Origin of the sequence: Kribbella sp. NBC_01510 (assembly GCF_045040325.1) — a bacterium.
In the GTDB taxonomy this organism is placed as follows: Bacteria; Actinomycetota; Actinomycetes; order Propionibacteriales; family Kribbellaceae; genus Kribbella.
Genome location: NZ_CP109418.1, coordinates 5,267,779 through 5,287,036, shown reverse-complemented (window position 1 = coordinate 5,287,036; position 19,258 = coordinate 5,267,779). Strand labels below are relative to the sequence as shown.

At 67.9% G+C, this 19,258-nt stretch carries 18 protein-coding genes; 5 read left to right on the top strand and 13 right to left on the bottom strand.

Features of this window, described 5'->3' with window-relative positions; all coding sequences use genetic code 11:
- The first annotated feature begins 41 nt into the window (after positions 1-41).
- Together OG558_RS26640 and OG558_RS26635 are read left to right on the top strand one after the other, a co-directional pair.
- The gene (locus tag OG558_RS26640) at positions 42-878 is read left to right on the top strand and encodes an ABC transporter ATP-binding protein (RefSeq protein WP_405065455.1); all 837 of its coding nucleotides are present in this window, start codon (positions 42-44) and stop codon (positions 876-878) included.
- Between the two features lie 123 nt (positions 879-1,001).
- Positions 1,002-1,538, top strand: a complete 537-nt coding sequence (locus tag OG558_RS26635; RefSeq protein ID WP_405065454.1) for an ATP-binding cassette domain-containing protein — start codon at positions 1,002-1,004, stop codon at positions 1,536-1,538.
- Here OG558_RS26635 and OG558_RS26630 read toward each other — a convergent pair.
- The 9 genes from OG558_RS26630 to leuA form a co-directional block, all read right to left on the bottom strand.
- Entirely contained in the window at positions 1,497-1,802 is a 306-nt protein-coding gene (locus OG558_RS26630; protein ID WP_405065453.1) for an SAV_915 family protein, read from the bottom strand. The two genes, OG558_RS26635 and OG558_RS26630, sit on opposite strands and share 42 nt — an antisense overlap.
- A gap of 75 nt (positions 1,803-1,877) precedes the next feature.
- Positions 1,878-3,335, bottom strand: coding sequence for a GNAT family N-acetyltransferase (locus tag OG558_RS26625; protein ID WP_405065452.1), 1,458 nt, complete (start codon positions 3,333-3,335; stop codon positions 1,878-1,880).
- Between the two features lie 46 nt (positions 3,336-3,381).
- Positions 3,382-5,223, bottom strand: coding sequence for an ABC transporter substrate-binding protein (locus tag OG558_RS26620; RefSeq protein WP_405065451.1), 1,842 nt, complete (start codon positions 5,221-5,223; stop codon positions 3,382-3,384).
- 60 nt (positions 5,224-5,283) lie between these two features.
- The gene (locus tag OG558_RS26615; RefSeq protein WP_405065450.1) at positions 5,284-5,487 is read right to left on the bottom strand and encodes a hypothetical protein; all 204 of its coding nucleotides are present in this window, start codon (positions 5,485-5,487) and stop codon (positions 5,284-5,286) included.
- A complete protein-coding gene (locus OG558_RS26610) occupies positions 5,487-6,578 on the bottom strand; it encodes an ABC transporter ATP-binding protein (protein WP_405065449.1) in 1,092 nt (363 codons plus the stop codon). The genes OG558_RS26615 and OG558_RS26610 overlap by 1 nt, the downstream gene beginning before the upstream one ends.
- Entirely contained in the window at positions 6,575-7,660 is a 1,086-nt protein-coding gene (locus OG558_RS26605; RefSeq protein WP_405065448.1) for an ABC transporter ATP-binding protein, read from the bottom strand. Before OG558_RS26605 ends, OG558_RS26610 begins: the two co-directional genes overlap by 4 nt.
- 2 nt (positions 7,661-7,662) lie before the next feature.
- Entirely contained in the window at positions 7,663-8,565 is a 903-nt protein-coding gene (locus OG558_RS26600; protein WP_405065447.1) for an ABC transporter permease, read from the bottom strand.
- Between the two features lie 13 nt (positions 8,566-8,578).
- The gene (locus tag OG558_RS26595; protein WP_405065446.1) at positions 8,579-9,679 is read right to left on the bottom strand and encodes an ABC transporter permease; all 1,101 of its coding nucleotides are present in this window, start codon (positions 9,677-9,679) and stop codon (positions 8,579-8,581) included.
- Between the two features lie 237 nt (positions 9,680-9,916).
- Positions 9,917-11,590, bottom strand: coding sequence for a 2-isopropylmalate synthase (gene leuA, locus OG558_RS26590; protein WP_405072219.1), 1,674 nt, complete (start codon positions 11,588-11,590; stop codon positions 9,917-9,919).
- A gap of 312 nt (positions 11,591-11,902) precedes the next feature.
- Between leuA and OG558_RS26585 the strand changes: the two genes are divergently transcribed.
- The 3 genes from OG558_RS26585 to OG558_RS26575 all read left to right on the top strand — a co-directional run bounded on the left by OG558_RS26585 (position 11,903) and on the right by OG558_RS26575 (position 14,259).
- A complete protein-coding gene (locus tag OG558_RS26585; RefSeq protein WP_405065445.1) occupies positions 11,903-12,712 on the top strand; it encodes an EamA family transporter in 810 nt (269 codons plus the stop codon).
- 59 nt (positions 12,713-12,771) lie between these two features.
- The gene (locus OG558_RS26580) at positions 12,772-13,191 is read left to right on the top strand and encodes a PPOX class F420-dependent oxidoreductase (protein WP_405065444.1); all 420 of its coding nucleotides are present in this window, start codon (positions 12,772-12,774) and stop codon (positions 13,189-13,191) included.
- A 78-nt stretch (positions 13,192-13,269) separates the two neighbouring features.
- Complete coding sequence (locus OG558_RS26575; RefSeq protein ID WP_405065443.1) at positions 13,270-14,259, top strand: GNAT family N-acetyltransferase; 990 nt, start codon at positions 13,270-13,272, stop codon at positions 14,257-14,259.
- Here OG558_RS26575 and OG558_RS26570 read toward each other — a convergent pair.
- The 4 genes from OG558_RS26570 to OG558_RS26555 form a co-directional block, all read right to left on the bottom strand.
- Positions 14,256-16,988, bottom strand: coding sequence for an AAA family ATPase (locus tag OG558_RS26570; protein WP_405065442.1), 2,733 nt, complete (start codon positions 16,986-16,988; stop codon positions 14,256-14,258). The two genes, OG558_RS26575 and OG558_RS26570, sit on opposite strands and share 4 nt — an antisense overlap.
- A 317-nt stretch (positions 16,989-17,305) precedes the next feature.
- The gene (locus OG558_RS26565; RefSeq protein WP_405065441.1) at positions 17,306-17,971 is read right to left on the bottom strand and encodes a GNAT family N-acetyltransferase; all 666 of its coding nucleotides are present in this window, start codon (positions 17,969-17,971) and stop codon (positions 17,306-17,308) included.
- Between the two features lie 19 nt (positions 17,972-17,990).
- Entirely contained in the window at positions 17,991-18,920 is a 930-nt protein-coding gene (gene era / locus OG558_RS26560; RefSeq protein WP_405065440.1) for a GTPase Era, read from the bottom strand.
- On the bottom strand, positions 18,904-19,236 hold the full coding sequence (locus tag OG558_RS26555; protein WP_405065439.1) for a cytidine deaminase: 333 nt from the start codon (positions 19,234-19,236) through the stop codon (positions 18,904-18,906). The genes era and OG558_RS26555 overlap by 17 nt, the downstream gene beginning before the upstream one ends.
- Positions 19,237-19,258: the final 22 nt, after the last annotated feature.

The following is a 19,258-nucleotide window of genomic DNA, read 5'->3' as shown; positions in this document are numbered from 1 at the left end:
GGCGGGCTCCCTGCGCTCCTCAGTCCAGGCCGGGACGCCCCATGACCGGTCTGGCGATCAGTACGACGGGACTCGTGCATATCTACCGTGCACACGGGCACGACGTCGCCGCGTTGTCCGGCATCGGGATCACTGTGCGTCCAGGCGAACTGGTCGGGCTGCTCGGACCATCTGGTGCGGGAAAGTCGACGCTACTTCAGTTGTGTGGCGGTCTGCTGACTCCGAGCGCGGGCCGGTTGCAGATCGGTGAGCACAACGTGGCCACGATGACCGAGGCCGAGCTCGACCGGATGCGGGCCGGTGACGTCGGCATCGTGCTGCAAGGTGCCGGACGCAACCTCATCCCCTACCTGACGCCGGTGGACAACGTCCGCTACGCACAAGGAGCCGCATCGCGCGACCGCGACCTCCCACCACCGGAGTCCGTACTAGAGCTCGTGGGACTTCGAGAACACGCCACCTCGCCCCTGTCCGCGCTGACGCCGGGTCAGGTCCAGCTGTGTGCGGTGGCCGTGGGCATTGCGACGTACCCAGGACTGTTGCTGGCCGACGAGCCGACCAGTCAGCTCGATCACCAGGCGCGGGACGAGGTCCTCGCGGCGATCCGGACGATCAACGCGGAGACCGGGATGACGGTGCTGCTGATCACCCACGACCCCGAGGTGGCGGCGACACTGCCGCGGACGATCACGATCCGGGACGGCCGCATCGCCTCGGAAGGACGCTCGGGCGAGGAGTACGCCGTGGTCGCGACGGACGGGTCGTTGCCCCTGCCACCACACGTCGCCGAACTGCTGCCGGCCGGGACGCTCGTGCAGGTCACCACCGAAGACGGCGAGATCCGGCTCACCCCGGTGGATCAGGAGGGAGCGCGATGATCGAGGTCGATCAGGTGACGGTCAGCTACGGCGAGCTCATCGCGGTGTCCGACGTGTCGTTCCGGGTCCCCCCCGGGCTTCGTACTCGCGATCAGCGGGCCGTCCGGCGCCGGCAAGAGTTCGTTGCTCTGGGCAATCGCCGGCGCGGTGCCGGTGAAATCCGGTCAGGTCGAGATCGACGGGCTGGTGATCACCGACCGGCCGTCGGCCGCCGCGCATGGCGTCGTACTCATCCCCCAGGGCAACGGATTGGCGCGCGTGCTGACCGCGCGGGAGAACCTGTCGATGCCACTGCTCGCAGACCGCAGGCCGGCCGACGACGAGGCACTGGAGGAACTCGATCGCGCGATCGGGCAGGCCCTCACCCAGGTCGGCCTCGAGGAGAGCGGCGACCACCTGGTCGAGGAGCTGTCCGGTGGTGAACAGCAACGGGTCGCGGTCGCTCGCGGCATCGCCCAGCAGGGCCGGGTGATCCTGGCCGACGAGTCCACCAGCGAACTCGACAGCACCAACCGCGAGCGCGTCCTCGAACTGCTCCGGGCCGAGGCCGACCGGGGCGCCGCCGTCGTCATCGCCACCCACGACCCCAACGTCGCGGACGGCGCCGACGGCCACGCCTTAATGGACGAAGGCCGGCTGACCTGGGTACGGCGTCTCTGACGGACGGCTGCTGACATCGGGACCGACCAGGACCGGGTCGAGCTGGATCCTGGTGACGCCGAGCGGAGCGAGCGTCTCGCGCAAGGCGGCCTCGGTGAGGCGCATCCACTCCTGGCGCGGACCTGTTGCCGCCCGCAACTGCGCGAGAGTCGTGTACGCGATGCCGACCCGGCGACCATCGGGCAGGCGCCCGGTCTGCAGTGCCGCTGCGGCACCGGTCGAATGAACAGGGACAAACCAGTCAAGGCTATGTCGAGGCTTCACACTTCGACGTTAAGTCGCCGGCCTGGCCCCGATCATCCTTCCTCACACACCTCCCACAACCTCCACACGCACTTCTCACAGACCCAGTCGGGTCGGCGTGGTCGGTGGGCCGCTCTCCAACAGAACCCGGACCAGCTCGGGGAGATCCCGAGGGGCGAAGCGGCCTTCGTGGGAGCGGAGTTCGTCGAGGGTCCACCAGCGGTGGCCGTACAGATTCTCTGCCTCGAGCTCGGCCTCGGTGAGCGTGCCACCGACGGTGAAGGAGTCGGTGCGGACCAGGAAGTACTCGTTGATGACGCCGTCGTACCCGGGAGCGTGGCCCTCGGCAACGACCTCCTGGTGCCAGAGCTGCGATGGGTCGTCGGGACAGTCCAGGCCGATCTCCTCGATGAGCTCGCGGCGCAGGCCCTCGACCGCCGACTCGCCGTGCTCGATGCCGCCGCCGGGAGTCGCCCAGAGCGGGCCGGAGTCGAACTCGAAGCGGACCAGCAGGATCCGGTCCTCCCGATCCAGGACGACGCCACGGGCGGCCGGCCGCAGGCGCGGATAGGTCAGCTCCAGCTCGCGGTGTTCCTCGACCGGGCGGAAGCCGAAGCGAGCGTTGACCTTGCGCATCGGCGCGTTCGACAGCGCCGTCCACGTGTGCAGGAAGCGCTGCGTGGTCCGGTGCTTGTCCAGTTGTGCGAGATTGGCCAACTTCAGATGTGTGCCCAGGTTGTGCCCGCGATGATCCCGCAGTACGAGCGTGTCGTCCTGCTGGGCATGCTCGGCGTCGGCGCGCGGTAGATACAGCAACGTGTAGCCGGCCGGCTCCCCGGACAGCGTGTGCGCCATCGTCACGAGCGCGAGATAGTTGCGGTCGATCCGCTGCTCACTCGCCTGCAGCTTCTCGACCGTCCACGTCACGACCTCCCGGGTCATGCCACCCGTCGGTACGTCGTGATCCATCGCGGTGTGCAGGTCGGCGTACGCCTGCTGGTGCTCCGGGGGACACACGCCCGCCCACGACGTGAGCTGGTAGCCATCCAGCGGACCCGCCTCGAGCAGCAATTCGTCCAGCCGGAGCGCGTCGTACGGCAGCGGTACGACGAGTTGTTCCTCGACGTGCTCGACCGTGAAACCGAGCCGAGCGGCGAACTCCGCACCCGGCCACGGCTCCGACGGCACGCCGAGCTCGGTCTGGAAGATGGTCCGCCCGAGCTGCGCCGCCCGTGTCACCGCCCACTGCCACAGCGCCGTACCGATCCCCCGCCGCCGGTGCTGTGGGGGTACGTCGATCTCGACCTCGACCGTGTCGAGGTTGTCGGTCAACCGGTACTCGAACAGCATCGCGCCGAGCACGCGATCGTCCTCGAACGCACCGACCGCCAGGCGTTGCTTCAACGGCCCCGGATTGCGCAGGGAGTACCCGAGCGCCTCCCGGCCGACCACGAGCGCAGCCGTCCGGCCCGCGACCGCGCCGGCCCGCAGGGCGTCATACCACTCGTCGAACAGGGCCAGGTCGGCCGGGTCGATCTCGCGAACGCTGATCACCCGGCCGACCCAACCAAACAATCGGGTCAGTCCGCCAGTAGTTAACTCAGACCGGCGCGACCTTGCCCTGGTACATGTACATGATCACGAAGTTGTCCGCGTACGGCGCGTTCTTCAGGATCGGGTCGTCGTCCGCCGGGAACTTGGCGACTCGCGTCCCCTCCAGCGCCGGGTTGTTACCGTAGCGCTCCCAGAGCGGCATGATCGGGAGCAGCTCGTTGAACGCCAGCGCCGCGGCGGTGACGTTCTTCTTCTGCTCGTCGACGTTCAGGCCCTGGGCGGACTTGTCGACGACGGCCTGCAGGTCGATCGGACCCGCGGATGTCGTCTGCTTGAGCGGGAAGTTCATTCCCTTGCCGCCGGAGTTCGCCGCCGTCACGTAGTTGAACGTGTAGAGGTTCTGGACGAACGAGAAGTACGGGTGCGGGTGCGACGACGCGCCCCAGCTCTGGATCGCCATGTCGAACTTGCCGGCCAGGACGTCCGGGCTCAGCTGGGTGAACGTGATGCCGCGCTTGGTGATGTTGAACCCGAACTTGTTCAGCTGGTCGGCCGCGTTGGTGGCAGCCGGGTTCCAGTCGGCGAACTCGGTCGGGAACTTGAGGTCGTACGCCGCGGGCTTACCCGACGGCAGCTGCCACTTGTCGCCGGCCTTCTTCCAGCCCGCCGCCTGCAGCAACTGGGTGGCCTTGGCCTCGTCCTTCTCGTAGGCCTGCAGCTTCTTCTGGTCGGCGTCGGAGATCCAGTCCGGTACGGCGATGTCGGAGAAACCGGCCATGAACTTGCAGGCCTTGCCCGAGTCGCCGAGCGCGACGGTGCCGTTCTCGTTGCGGTCGATGATGTAGGCGATCGCCTGCCGCACACGGACGTCGGAGAACTCCGGGTGGGTGGTGAAGTTGTACACCAGGGCCGGACCCGAGTACACCGGCGGACGGAGGATCCGGAAGCCGGTGGACAGGAAGGTCTTCTCGCTGGCCACCGCGAAGCCGTGGGTGGCGTAGTCGACGTCCTTGTTCATCACCGTCGGGGTGATGTCCGAGGTCTCACCGTTGTACAGCAGGACCTTGCTGAAGCCGATCTTGTCGGCGAACAGGCCCTTGTCGTTCTTGACCAGACTCATCTGGGAGTTGGTCATGGTCTTCGTGTCGTAGTTGAACGGGCCCGACACGACCGGGTTCTCCGGGCGGAACTTCTGGAAGTCGCCGTTCAGCGCCTTGCCTTCGGCGCTGTCCAGGCTGGTCTTGGCCTTGCGCATCGTCTCGGCCTTGGTGGCCCACTGACCGTAGACGGAGTCCGGCAGGATCGGCGCCCGGAGAATGTAGCGCTCGAGCACCGTCGACGGCGTGCCGATGGTGAACAGGACAGTGGTGTCGTCCTGCGCCTTGACGTCGGACAGGAACGTCCACGACTGCTGGCGCATCAGCCAGTGCAGGTTGAACGTCGACACGACGTCCTTCGCGGTGATCGGTGACCCGTCACTCCAGGTCAGACCGGACCGGAGCTTCATCGTATACGTGTTGGCCGCCTCGTCCAGCTTGCTGGACTCGGCCATCATGTATTCCCACTTCTTGTCGGCCCAGTAGTACAGACCGCCGCTGGGGTAGATCAGATCGAGGTACGGGCTCTGCTGCTGGATGCCGTCGGTGACGCCGGCGGCCAGGTTGAAGTGACCCTTGGGTGGCAGCTGGTAGGGGTACGCGCCGTGGAACTCCTTGTTGCCACCCGACTTGCTGCTCTCCGCGGTCGGAGAGCTCGGTGAACACGCCTCCAGCGACCCGACGCCGGCGATGCCGACGCCGGCGATGCCGAACAGCTGGAGCACGTGCCGGCGAGAGACCGCGTTGGTCCGGTCGCTAGCGCCGGATTCGTTGGTGCCGGTGGGACTCATCCTTCGTCCTTTCCTGAACTGACCGCACGCCCGCGTGGTCAGGCACTACTACTGGTGTTACTAACCGTCCTCGCGTTTCTCCCGGCGCCTGGTCAGGACGACCCCGGCGACGACGATCAGGCCCAAGAGCAGGCCCAAACACAAGGTGAACAGGGTGATCACGAACTCCGGTGTCCCCGGCGTCAGCGCGAACAGCAGAACCACGCTGGCCAGGACCAGGAACGTCGCCCAGCCGAGAGCAACTCGGCCGATCTCGGGCGGCATCAGCCGGCCGGTTCATCCGGCCGGAGCTTGTCGACCGGCCGGAGCTTGTCGACCGGCCGGAGCTCGTCGGCGCCGTCGCGAGCCACCACGTGGCACGCGGCCGACTGCCCAGAACGTACTTCGACCAGACCGGGCACCTCGCCGTCGCACAGGCCGCCCTCGAACCGGCCGCAGCGCGGATGGAACGCACACCCGGGTGGCAGGTGCGCCAGACTCGGGATCTCCAGGCTGCGCAGCGAGCCGGCGCCCTTGGTCTTGGTCAGGTCGGGATCAGGCTCCGGGATCGCGTCGATCAGCGCCTGGGTGTACGGATGCGTGGGCGCGTTGATGATCTGCCGGGTCGGCCCGAACTCGACGATCCGGCCCAGGTACATCACCGCGGTCTTGCCGTTCCAGCCGAAGTACTTCGCGATTGCCAGGTCGTGGGTGATGAAGAGGAACCCCACGCCGAGGTCGTCGCGCAGCCGGCCGAGCATCGCCAGCACGCTGATCCGGATCGAGACGTCGAGCATCGAGGTCGACTCGTCGGCGATGATGAGCTTCGGGTCCAGCGTCAGCGCCCGGGCGACCGACGCCCGCTGCCGCTGGCCGCCGGACAGCTGGTGCGGGTACTTCTGCAGGAAGTTCTCCGGTGGCGTCAGGTCGACCTTCTTCAGCAGCTCGGCCGCGTGCGCAGCCGCGGCCTTCGAGCCTTTGACCACCCCGTGCTTGAGCAGCGGCGCGGTCAGCGTCTGCTGGATGGTCCGGGTCGGGTTCAGCGAGGCGTACGGATCCTGGTGAACGTACTGGACGCTGCGCCGGAAGCGGCCGAACTCCTGCCGCTTCATCGACCAGATGTCGGTGCCGTCGAAGGCCACCTGCCCGTCGGTCGGCCGGGCCAGACCGGCCGCCATCCGGGCGGCCGTGGTCTTGCCGGAGCCGCTCTCGCCGACCAGGCAGAGCACCTCACCGGGATTCACGGACAGGTCGACGTGATCGACCGCGCGGATCGGGCCGGCCTTGGTGTCGAACACCTGACTGACCCCCGCGAGCGTCATCAGTGGCTTGCGCCCCTCAGCCGTCGCGTCCGGGGCCGTCTCCGTCGCGGTCATGCGGGCGTCTCCAAGTCGTCGCTTCGCACCCGTCGATCGAGGTGCACCTCACCGGAATGGATGCAGGCGACCTCGTGCGCGTCGCCCGGCTGGTCGGTCACCGCAAGCAGCGGCGGGTCGGCCGCCTTGCACTCCTCCGTGGCGAACTTGCAGCGCGGGTGGAACGTGCAGCCCCGCGGCAACGCGGCCAGACTCGGCGGACCGCCCGGGATCGACTCGAGATCCGGCAGGTCGCCGACGATCGGCGGCACGGCGTTGATCAGGGCGAGCGTGTACGGATGCCGTGGCTGGTAGAACAGGTCCCGGACGCCACCGGTCTCGACGATGCGACCGGCGTACATGGTGGCGACCCGGTCGGCGAGCTCCGCGGCCAGCGACAGGTCGTGCGAGATGAAGATCATCGAGAAGCCGAGCCGCTCCCGGACCTCGTGCAGTACGTCGACGATCGAACGCTGCGTGAGGATGTCCAGGGCCGTGGTCGGCTCGTCCAGGATCAGGACCTCTGGCTCGAGCAGCAGGCTCATCGCGATCAGCACCCGCTGCCGCATGCCGCCGGACAGTTCGTGCGGGTAGCTGTCCATCACCCGGGCCGGCTCGAGCCGGACCAGTCGCAGCAGTTCCCCGGCCCGGTCCTCGATCTCCTGCCTGCTGGCCTTGGTGTGCGCCCGCATCGTGTCGTGCATGTGCCCGCGGATCTTCAGCAACGGGTTGAAGGCGTTCATCGCGCCCTGGAAGACCATCGCCGCGTCCCGCCAGCGGAACTGCCGCAGGTCGCGGCCGTCGAGACCGAGGATGTCGATCTCGGCGCCGTCGCCGCGGTTGAACGTCACTGTTCCGGAGGCGTGGCCGAGCCGGGGCAGCAACCGCAGCAGACCGAGCCCGAAGGTCGTCTTGCCACAGCCACTCTCCCCCACCAGCGCGAGGCTTTCGCCGGGGTAGAGATCCAGGTCGACGCCCCGGACGGCGTGCACCGTGGCGCCGGCTCCGGTCCGGTACTCGACCTTGAAGTCGCGGATGGACAGCAGTGGCTTGCCCTGGCCGCCGCGCACCGCGCGGGTCGCTCCCGCTGTGCTGGTCACCATGCTCACCGGTCCCGGAGACGCGGGTTGAGGATTTCTTCGAGCGATCTCGTCATCATCACCAATCCGAGCAGCAGGAGGACGATCGCCGCGATCGGGGCCAGGATGAACGCCAGGCTCGCGTCGTTGAAGATGGCGCCGGCGATCCAGGCGCGGTTGAGCATGATGCCCCAGTTCGATCCGGTCAACGGCGCCAGACCCAGCAGGTAGAGGCCGACCAGCGCGTAGATCGCGTTGGTGACGGCGATCATGAAGTTCATCAGGATGAAGCTGGCCATGTTCGGCAGGATCTCGACGAAGATCACCCGGGGCGTGCCGAGGTCGAGCAGCCGGGCCGCCTCGACGAACTCACGTTCCTTGAGTGAGAGCACCAGCGACCGCACCGCCCGAGTCAGCACCGGCCAGGCCAGGCCGCCGACCAGCACGGCCAGCAGTAACGGCGAGTCGAGCTTGAACATCGCACCGAGCACCGCGAGCAGGACGATCGTCGGGATCGTGAGCGCGACGTCGGCGGCGGTGACCACCACCGAGTCGACCCACCCGCCGAGGTAGGCGGCCAGCGACCCGAGGACGATCGCGATGACTGTCGAGATCGCCGCGGCGAGGAATCCGATGAAGATGACGGCCCGGCCGCCGTCGATCATCTGGATCAGCACATCTTTGCCCTCGTTGTCGGTGCCGAGCAGGTGCCCGGGCGAACCTGCGGGCAGCATGATCGACTTCACGTCGGGCACCACGTCCGGGGTGAAGAACGGCCCGATCGCGGTGATCAGCACCAGCAGCGCCACGATTATGAAGCCGATGAAACCGGCCGGGCTGCGCCGCAGCCCCCGGAGGATGCTGGAGAATTTCCCGATGCTCGTCGTACCGATCGCGGTGTCGGTATCGCCGATCACTGTGTCAGTCATGTCGGACATCTCGTCACCCCTTCGCCTTGCCGCTGACGCGGATCCGCGGATCCAGCCGGCTGTAGAGGATGTCGGCGACCAGGTTGGCCAGCACCACCGAGATGGTGAGGACGAGGAAGATCCCCTGCAGGACCGCGTAGTCGCGGCCGTTGAGCGCGGTGAAGAGGCTGTAGCCGATGCCCTGGTAGCCGAAGATCTTCTCGACGAAGATCGCTCCGCCGACGACGAATCCGAGCGACACGGCGAGCGCGCTGAACAACGGCAGTACCGCGTTGCGTCCGACGTACCCGCTGCGGATGCGCCCGTCGGTCAGGCCGCGGGCCCGGGCAACGGTCACATAGTCCTCGCCCAGGGTCTCCACCGTCGAGGACTTCATCACCAGCGCCCAGGACCCGACCGTGGTCAGTGTGTAGGCGAGGATCGGCAGCGTCGCGTGGTACAGCGCATCGTTCAGGAAGCTCAGGCTGAACGCCGGCTCCACGCCGGGCGAGAACGAGCCGCGGGCCTTGGTCAGGTCGAAGAGCTGCAGCTTCACGCCGAGGAAGACCACGATCAGGATCGCGAGGATGTAGTTCGGGATCGCGTGCAGCAGCGCCCCGACCGAGGTCAGCAGGTGGTCGATCCAGCTCTCCCGGCGGTAGGCCATCACCATCCCGGCGATGATGCCGATGATGAAGGCGAGGGTCGTGGCGATGCCGACGGAGAACAGCGTCCAGGGCAGGTAGGTCTTGATGACCTCGGCCACCGTGGTGCCGGGTGACAGCAGCGAGTTCCCGAAGTCACCGTGCACCATGTTGACCATGTACTGGAGGTACTGCTGGATCAGCGGCTGGTCCGGATCGAGCGAGAACAGGCTCTGCGCCTGCGCGGCGGCGTCGGCGTAGGAGACACCGGTCTGCGCGATCTGGGTCGAGATGAAGGTGTCGACCGGGTTCCCCGGCAGCAGCCGGACCAGGAAGAACGTCATCGTCGTGACCAGAAAGATGGTCAAGATCGCTTTGGCGAATCTTCGGACCAGCCAGGCACTTGTGAAGCGTCGAACGACTGTCGGTCTCGGTTCTTCGGCCGGACCTTCGATCAGTTTCGACGCGGGTGTCTCGACCGCACCGCTCACTGCTCACCTCCACGCGACTGCCAGGGAAAGTCGGTGGCGCAGACCCTCAGACCACAAGACTTAGTAATGCTGTCTTGCAAGGATCTGCGCATAGTGACGACAGTGTGCGCAACCCCAGTCATCGAGTCAACGTCTTGAGGCAACGTTGAGACAACGTTGCGAACCGTGACGCAACGGTATCGGGGAGTGCTGGAATCGCCCGCCTCCGACACGGGGAGACGGGCGATACCTGATTGCTCAGCGAGTGGCGCGGTTGATGGCGGACACGACCGCCTTGAGCGAGGCGGTCAGGATGTTGGCGTCCCGCCCGACGCCCCAGAAGACCTCGTCGCCGACCTCGCACTCGACGTACGCCGCGGCCAGCGCGTCACCGCCCGCGGACAGCGCGTGCTCGTGATAGTCCAGTACGCGGATGTCGTACTTGAGCGGCTTGATAGCGTCGACGAAAGCCGAGACGGGGCCGTTGCCTTCGCCAACCAACTCGTGTGGGACCCCATTGGAATAGACCTGAACGCGCAGCTGATCGCCTTGGCCCTCGCCGGATGTCGAGTTGACCGTGAGCAGTGACAGCTTGCCAGGGGCCAGGTACTCGGCCGCGAAGATGTCCCACATCTGCTGCGGGCCGACCTCGCCGCCCTCGGAGTCGGTGTGCTGCTGGATCACCCGGCTGAACTCGATCTGCAGCCGGCGCGGCAGGTCGAGCCGGTGCTCGGACTTCATGATGTACGCGACGCCGCCCTTGCCCGACTGCGAGTTGACCCGGATGACCGCCTCGTACGACCGGCCGACGTCCTTCGGGTCGATCGGCAGGTACGGCGCCTCCCAGGCGATCTCGCCGACCGGCCTGCCCTCGGCCGCCGCCTGCTTGTCCAGCGCCTCCAGGCCCTTCTTGATCGCGTCCTGGTGCGATCCGGAGAATGCGGTGTAGACCAGGTCACCGGCGTACGGCTGCCGCTCGGGAACGCGCATCTGCGTGCAGTACTCGACCGTGCGGCGGATCTCGTCGATGTCGGAGAAGTCGATCTGCGGGTCGATGCCCTGGCTGAACAGGTTCATCCCCAGCGTGACCAGGTCCACGTTGCCCGTCCGCTCACCGTGGCCGAACAGGCAGCCCTCGACCCGGTCCGCGCCGGCCATCAGGGCCAGCTCGGTGGCGGCCACCGCCGTTCCGCGGTCGTTGTGCGGGTGCAGGCTGATCGTGCTGTGCTCGCGCCGGGTCAGGTTGCGGCCGAACCACTCGATCTGGTCGGCGTACACGTTCGGGGTGGACATCTCGACGGTGGCCGGCAGGTTCAGGATGATCTCCCGGCCCTCGGCGGGCTGCCAGACGTCGGAGACCGCCTCGCACACCTCCAGCGCGAACTCCAGCTCGGTGCCGGTGAAGATCTCCGGGCTGTACTGGTAGCCGAACTCGCAGTCGCCCAGGATCTCGTCGGCGTACTTCATCACGGTCTCGGTGCCGCGGACCGCGATGGTGCGGCACTCGGCCTTGTCCACGGCGAAGACGACCCGGCGGAACAGCGGCGCGGTCGCGTTATAGAGGTGGATGGTGGCCTTCGGCGAGCCCTGCAGTGACTGCACGGTCCGCTCGATCAGCTCGTCGCGGGCCTGGGTCAGCACCGAGATCGTCACGTCGTCGGGGATGACGTCGTCCTCGATCAGGCTGCGGACGAAGTCGAAGTCGTACTGGCTGGCGCTCGGGAAGCCGACCTCGATCTCCTTGTAGCCCATCGACACCAGCAGGTCGAACATCCGCCGCTTCCGGGCCGGCGACATCGGCTCGACCAGCGCCTGGTTACCGTCGCGGAGGTCGGTGGACAGCCAGCGCGGGGTCCGGTCGACGGACTTGGTGGGCCAGGTGCGGTCCGGCAGGTCGATCGGCGGGAACGCGCGGTAGCGCTGGATCGGCATACCGGAGGACTGCTGGACAGGCTTGGGCTGGTTCTTGGGTGCCACGGGGTTCTCCTCGGGAGGGTGTACTGCGGGTGTCGTGAGGGACGACCGGCGTACGACGAGACTCCGCGGCGAGGGAACCGGCCTTGTCAGGCCTCGCCGCGGCAGCGAAGGAGGAGAAGCTGGTGCCGCATGATGCCAGGGAGTCTATGCACAACCCGGTTACCCCGTCGAACCCGGGGTCTCGATCGCCGAGACACAGAGGGTGATGGCCGCGGCGCGGAATGGTTGGTAGACAACGTCTACGCCGATCCTGTAGACACTGTCTACGTGATCGCCCTGGGCCTGCTGACGGCATCCGCGTGCTGCCATGCCGCGTGGAATCTACTGATGAAGACGTCCGGTGCGGGAGGTCCGGCCTTCGTGTGGCTGTGCGGTCTGGTGACCCTGCCGGTATCGCTCGTACTGCTGGTCCACTCGGCGACCCACGGCACTCTCACGGGGACCTGGTGGGCCGGACTGGTGAGCATGGTCCTGCACACCGGGTACGCCGTCACACTGCAGAAGGCCTATGCCGCCGGAGAGTTCTCGACGGTCTATCCGGTCAGTCGGGGGACGGCTCCGGTGCTGGTGACCGTGGCGGCGATTCCGTGGCTGGGCGGATCCGGTCCGTGGGTGTTCGTCGGTGCCACGCTGGTGCTGGGCGGCGTACTGCTCATGGACGGGGTGCACTCGCGGCGGTTGGGGCGCGGGATTGCCCTGGGCCTGGCCGTGGCGAGCTGTACTGCTGCTTACACCCTGTGGGACGGCTTCTCCGTCACGTCGCTCCGCGTCGACGTCCTGACGTATCTCGCCGTGGCGAATGTGGCTCAGGTCGTCGTGTTGTCGGCACTGGTCCGGAGGCTGGCCCTCACTCAGTGGCGGCGCGCGGTCCCGATCGCTGTCCTGACGCCGGCGAGCTATGGCCTTGTTTTGCTGGCGTTGTCGGTCGCATCGGTCGGCACGGTGGCGATCGGCCGCACGCTGAACGTCGTACTCGGCGCCCTGCTCGGTGCGGTCGTGCTGCACGAGCGGCTCACTCCTACCCGTATCGCCGGCCTCACCACGATCATCGCCGGCGTCTTGCTTGTCAGCACCTGAAGACGTTGTTCCTGGTCTGAGGTTGCCTTCAAGGGGGCTTGAATATTTAGGCTTCAATCATGACTGATTCCCTCAGCGACCGGATCGGCAGCCACGGACTCGGCGTCCTGGTCACGATCAAGCGGGACGGACGACCCCAACTGTCGAACGTCACCTATGTTTACGACGGCACCCGGATCCGGGTCTCACTCACCGACGACCGGGCCAAGACGAAGAACCTGCGCCGCGATCCGCGAGCCAGCCTGTACGTCGGTGGCCCGCGCGGCCGCTCGTACGTCGTACTGGAAGGGAAGGCCGAGCTCAGCCCGGTCGCCGCAGACCCGCACGACGCGGTCGTCGAGGATCTTGTGGATTACTACCGGACCGCTTCGGGTGAGCACCCGGACTGGGACGAGTACCGCGCGGTCATGGTGCAGGACAAACGGCTGATGTTCTCGATGACCGTTGACCACGCGTACGGAATGCCTATGCCGAGCTGACCTACGCGGCGGCCGTGGAACTTCTCGACGGCGAATAAACCACTCGCGGTAACCGCCCGGCTGATGGACGCTGAGGGCGTGGAGATCACGAGACTGTCACCCGACGACGAGGCCGGGTGCACGGAAGCCGTAGCCCTGCTGACCGTAGCGGCGAAGCTGGACTGCCCGGAGTGGTTGCTGCCGACACCGCGCAGCTACGCCGCCCATTTGAAGTACGGCTGGGACGGCGACCCCGGCCAGGCCTACCTGGCCCGCGACGACGACGGCGTGACCGTCGGACTCCTCGGCCTGCACACCCCGACGTACGACAACACCCATCTCGCGTGGCTCGAGGTCCAGGTGCATCCGGATCACCGAGGTCGCGGGATCGGCTCGGAGCTGGTCGCGTACGGCGAGCGGTTGGCCCGCGAACTGGGCCGGACCTCCGTCGGCACGGACAACTGGGACCTGCCGAAGGCGAACGCGTTCTCGCTGCGGCACGGGTTCGAGCAGAAGGCGATCGAGGTCAACCGGCGGCAGGACATCGCCGGCCTCGATTGGTCCGTCGTACAGCGCCTGTACGACGAGGCGGTGCAGGCATCGACGGCGTACGAGCTGCTGCGGGTGATCGGGCCGGTGCCCGAGGAACTGCTGGGCGGCATGGTCGCACTGACCGAGTCGATCAACGATGCGCCGAAGGACGACCTGGACATCGAGGACGACGTGTTCACGCCGGAGCGGCTGCGCGCGTACGAAGCTGCTCAGATCGCCCACGACCGGACGGTGTATCGCGTGATCGCGCGGGAGCGTTCGACCGGCGAGCTGGCCGGGCACTCGGTCGTCGCGGTCGAGCAGGAACGACCGCACATCGCCGAGCAGCACGACACCGCCGTCGACCGCAAGCACCGCGGCCACCGCCTCGGCGCCCTGGTCAAGTGCGACATGCTCCTCTGGCTGCGCGAGCAGGAGACCGCCGTCACCCAGCTCGACACCTGGAACGCCGAGTCCAACGCCCACATGATCGCCATCAACGAACAGCTCAACTACCACATCGTCGCCCGAGCCATCGCCTACCAGAAGCCGCTCTAGTTGTCGTCCCCGTCGAGGGCGTCCCGGAGGGCAGCTCGGGTACTGATGCCCAGCTTCGGGAAGACCCGGTAGAGGTGTCCACCGATCGTGCGCGGCGACAGGTAGAGCTGTGTCGCGATCTCCTTGTTTGTGAGCCCGGAGGCGGCGAGCCGGGCGATCTGGAGCTCTTGGGCAGTCAGCGCGGGGAGGCTCGGCGCCGCCAGGGTCGGTGCGAGACCAGCGGCGCGTAGTTCACGCTCGGCCCGTTGGGTCCAGGGATCGGCGCCGAGCGTCCGGAACGCGGCCAGGGCTGTCTGCAACTGGACCTTGGCCTCGGTCAGCGCCCGGGCGCGCCGCAGCTGTTCGCCGTACACGAGACGAACGCGCGCGACATCGAACGGCCACTGCTCGGCCGCGGGCAGGCTGAGCGCGTCCTCGAAGAGTGCGCTCGCCTTCTCCTCCCCTGCCACCATGGCCGCGGATCCCGCCACGAGGATCGCCAGTCTGGGAGAAAGCTTGCTGATCTGAGCCTCTTGGAGCGCGCGGACGTGGCGTTCCGCTTCGATTCGCCTGCCGGTGTGTACGGCGGCCTCGACGAGGTCCATCGCGATCCACAGCGCGTGCGGAACGTAGGAGGCCAGGGTGCCGGCCGGGCTCACCGCGGCTGCGTTTCGGTACGCGCTCTCGAAGTCGCCGGCGCCGAGATCGGCCAGCACCAGGGCGTGGTGCGCGTAGACACGTGCGGTACCCACGCCTCGGGGTCCGGCCCAGCCGATCATCTCGTGGGCGAGCGCCCGGCTGGTCTCGAACCTGCCCTGGACCGCGGCGAGCATCGCCTGGTGATAGCGGAAGTACCAGCTGAAGAAGCGGCCGGTCCGCTCCTCGGTCACCGACAGTCCTTCGGCCGCGAGCTCGGCGGCCTCGTCCCACTGGCCGCGGTGGAAGTCGTCGACGCAGAGGTCCATCAGGGCCACCAGGTGCCGTCGGGCCGGGCCACCTTCGCGACCGTTCCGGACGGCCCGCCACAAGGCCTCGCGAACCTCCACGAGACGATCGGCGTACATTGCCGCACCGGCGAGATCGTCCACGATGTTCGGATCGCTCTCGTGGTGCACGGACCGCAGCGCGGCGCGGAGACGAGGCAGCGCGGCCACTCCGGTGCGTGCCGGGTCGGCGAACATGTCCAGCGTGAGCGAGAGCAGCGGTGACGGTCCGCCCGAGAGTCTCGCGATCGCGGCGTACAGCTGCTCCCACAACTCCCGCCGGCCACTCACGAAGCACACGAGTGCGAGTGTCCAGAGCGCCCGGACGACCTCCGGGTCGTCGGCGTTCTGCTGCTGCGGACTGCTGTCGAGGGCACTCACCAGGAGCCGGTGCGCGGTGTCGACCTGTCCGTCCCCGTTCAGCATCACGAAGGCGGCGGCGGACGCGTAGTACAAGGATGTGCTCGCTTGACCGCCGGCGAGCCGGCTGCCTTCGAGCAGTTCCGCCGTACTCGTCATCTCGCCCGTACTCTCTGCGCCGATGTACGCCGCCGCGGCCAGCCGGCGACCGCGCTCCGCGGGGTCAGGGCTGAGATCGGCGGCGCGCGTGAGCAGGCTCACCACCGACTGGTAGTCGCCTCGCGGGAGCAGGCGCAGCGCCGCGTCTTCCAGGACGCCGGCAACCTGCTCGTCGGCCCCGGTCGTCGCCTCGCCGAGGTGCCACGCCCTGCGGTCGGGCCGATCGACGAGCGCCGCGGCCAGCGCGCGATGGGCCCGGCGGCGCTCCGCGGCGGTCGTGGCGTCGACGACCGCGGATCGGATCAGCGGGTGGCGAAACACGACTCGGCGCGAACTCACCTGCACCAGTTGGTCCTGCTCGGCCGGTGCCAGGTCGTCGATCTTGTACACACCGGCGCCGGCCGCCTCGAGGACTCCGAGCTCCCCGGTGCCTTCCAATGCGGCCGTGAGCAGGAAGGTTCTGGTCGTGCCGGGCAGCTTCGCCACGCGCGACGTGAAGTACCTCTGCAAATGCCGGCCAAGAGGCAGCACCGGCGGCAGTGGCTCCGCTCCGGTGCGCTGCGTCTGGCTCAGCGCCCGCGGAAGTTCGAGCAACGCCAGCGGGTTGCCTTGCGCGGTCTGGAGCAGCCGGGTCCGGACGGCCGCGTCGAGGTCGGGGAACCGGTCGGACAGGAGGCGGCCGGCCGCTTCGTCGTCCAAGGGCTCCAGCCCGAACTCCGGCAGCCCGGTCCGGTCGAAGTACCCCCGGACCTCGCCGCTGCGGGCAGCCACTAGAAGTCCGGCTCGGCTGCCGGCGAGCCTCCTCGCGACGAAACTCAGAACCCCTGCGCTGGCCCGGTCGATCCAGGGCACGTCGTCGACGATCAGCACCAGGGGCGCGCGTGCTGCCGCCCGCCGGAGCAGAACAGCAGCGGCGTTGGACACCAGCAGTCTGTCCGGGGGAGGTCCGTCACCGAACCCGAGCGCCACCTGCAGCGCGTCGCGCTGGGCCGTGCCGAGCTGCTCGACGTCGTCCAGCAGTGGGTACAGCGCCTGGTTCAGAGCGGCGTAGCTGATCTGCTCCTCGAGCTCGGTGCCCGTCGTCCGCAAGACATCTCCCCCGGACGCCCTGGTGTAGTCGGCCGCGGCGTCCAGCAGCGTGGTCTTGCCCACCCCGGCGTCGCCGGACACCAGCAGCACCCCTCCGGTGACGGCGACTTCGCGCACGAACGTCTGCAGGTACTCGATCTCCCGCAACCGTCCGATCATCACGCCCTCCATGCTGTCGAAGGCCGACTCGATGCTCCGGGATCGAGTCGGATGACTAGTCCGCGGACCGCGGGCCGGGCCACACAGTGATCGTGACCCCGCAACCACCCTGCCGAGAAGGGACCGACCATGCCGCGCTGGTCGACGCCGGGACCTGCCCAGTCGTGCCCACCAAGCGGATCGGCGCCAGCAGGTTCGTACCTAAGAACAGGTGGTAGTTGCCTCATCCCGCCGGGCTCCCGCCTGAAGACACCATCAAGTCCTCGCGCGAGCCGACTACTACCTGTTCTTAGGTACGCCAGCGGCGCGGAGGTCGGTCATGCGGGCTCGACGATGGTTACCTTCATTTGGTTGGTGAGGGTGAAGCCGAGGGATTCGTAGAGGCGGATGGCGGGGGTGTTGGTGCCGCCGGTGTGGAGGAAGGGCTGGCGGCCGGTTGAGGTGATGTGGGCTGCTACGGCTCGGATCAGCCGGCTGCCGAGACCTTGGCCTCGGTACGACGGGTGGGTGCAGACGGCGCTGATCTCGGTGTGGTCGGGGAGGGCGAAGCGGGTGCCGGCCATGGCGATCAGTTCGTCGTTGCGACGGATGCCGAGGTAGGTGCCGAGTTCGATGGTGCGGGAGCGGAAGGGGCCGGGGTCGGTCAGGGCGACCAAGGCGAGCATTTCGGGTACGTCGTCGGGACCGAGGACGACCGTCTCGGGGTCCTCGGCGGCCAGCGACTCGGGTGCGACGAACTGGACGAGGTCGAACTGGCGGTCCAGCTTGAAGGTCTCCGGCAGCGGGAAGTCGGGCCGCATCAGGGCCGCGGTGGTGCCGGGGCCGAGGAGTGTCGCGGCGTCCGCCCAGTCCTGGTCGGTCGGGTTGTCGGGCAGGCCGAGGAACGGCGCGACCGCGGTCGGGTAGCGCCGGGCGTCGCCGCGGGTTTCGGCGAAGGTGGCGTGCGGGCCGGTCAGAGCGGAGTACACGGGGTTGGTCAGCACCGAGGATCTCTCCAAGTCGTCAGAAGCCCAGCTTGCGGAGATGCTTGGCGTCTGTCTGCCAGTTCTTCGCGATCTTGACGTGCAGGTCGAGGTAAACCGGCGTACCCAGCAACGCCTCGATCTGGCGGCGGGCGGACGCGCCGACCTCGCGCAGGCGGGCGCCCTTGTGGCCGATCACGATGCCCTTCTGGCTGTCCCGCTCGAGGTAGATGTTCGCGTACACGTCGAGCAGCGGCTTGTCCTCGGGCCGGTCCTCGCGCAGGCCCATCTCGTCGATGGTGACCGCGATCGAGTGCGGCAACTCGTCCCGGACGCCTTCGAGCGCGGCCTCGCGGATGAGCTCCGCGACCAGCGTCTCCTCGGGCTCGTCGGTGATGTCGCCGTCCGGATAGAGCGGGAAGCCCTCCGGCAGCAGCTTGATCAGCTCGTCGGTGACGACGTCGACCTGATAGCCCGACGTGGCGGAGACCGGGATGATCGAGGCCCACTCGATCCCGGCCGACTCCCCCAGCGTGGCGATCTCGGCCAGGTGCTCGAGCATCCGGTCCGGCTCGACCAGGTCCGCCTTGGTGGCCAGCGCGACCTTCGGGGTCTTCGCGACCTTCGCCGCCTCGGTGACCAGGAACCGGTCGCCGGGGCCGATCTTGTCGCTGGCCGGCAGGCAGACCGCGATCACGTCGACCTCGGCCCACGTGGTCTTCACGAGGTCGTTCAACCGCTCGCCCAGCAGGGTCCGCGGTTTGTGCAGGCCAGGCGTGTCGACCAGGATCAGCTGCGCGTCCGGCCGGTGCACGATCCCCCGTACGGCGTGCCGCGTGGTCTGCGGCTTCGACGACGTGATGACGATCTTCTGGCCGACCAACGCGTTGGTCAGTGTGGACTTGCCGGCGTTGGGTCGTCCGACGAAGCAGGCGAAACCTGACTTGAAGGGCTCAGGTGTGGACGACATCGCGGACCTCTCCGGTGCCTTGGGCAAGTACTACGGGAATGGCGGCACCCGCGAAGTGGCGTACGACGCCGACGTCGACGGACTGCGAGTCGGTGACCACCGCGGCGGCCTCCAGGCCTTTCACGCCGGACGCCAGCGCCATCGCGACCGCCAGCTGCAGGGCGGTCAGGTCGACGGTGTCGAGTGCCACCGTGCAGGCGGCGTACGTCCGTCCGTCGGAGTCGCGGACAGCGGCTCCTTCACCGGCCCGGGTACGTGCCCGGGCGGCGCGGGCGAGCGTCACGAGTTTGGCGTCCTCGGCCGAGAGGTCTGACAAGAAAACTCCAAAGCAGAAGTGG